The organism is Carboxydothermus islandicus (genome assembly GCF_001950325.1).
Lineage (GTDB): Bacteria > Bacillota > Z-2901 > Carboxydothermales > Carboxydothermaceae > Carboxydothermus > Carboxydothermus islandicus.
Genome location: NZ_BDJL01000136.1, coordinates 1 through 319 on the forward strand (window position 1 = coordinate 1; position 319 = coordinate 319).

The 319-nt window shown below is 47.6% G+C and carries 1 protein-coding gene; it reads left to right on the forward strand.

The genetic code is table 11. The features are described 5' to 3' along the window. Window positions 1–319 (forward strand): asparaginase (locus tag ciss_RS11890; protein ID WP_143298543.1); only part of this gene is annotated, 319 nt, incomplete at both ends.

Genomic DNA, 319 nt, shown 5'->3' on the forward strand with positions numbered 1-319 from the left:
TGCCTCCCATAGCGGAACCGTAGAGCATACCCAAACGGTAGCAGGAATTTTACAAAAAATTGGCCTTGACGAGGGTTATCTAAGCTGCGGCACCCATGAGCCTTTTGACCGGCAAACCGCCTTATGGCTTAAACAGGAAGGAATAGAGCCATCACCCCTCTATAACAACTGTTCAGGCAAACATGCGGGCATGTTAGCCTTAGCCAAAGCTTCCGGCTATCCCTTAAGCGGTTACGAAAAAATAGACCATCCGGTCCAGCAGGAAATTTTCAAGTTTATTGCTGACTTTACCGCAGTGTCCCCGGAAAAGATTAAGATC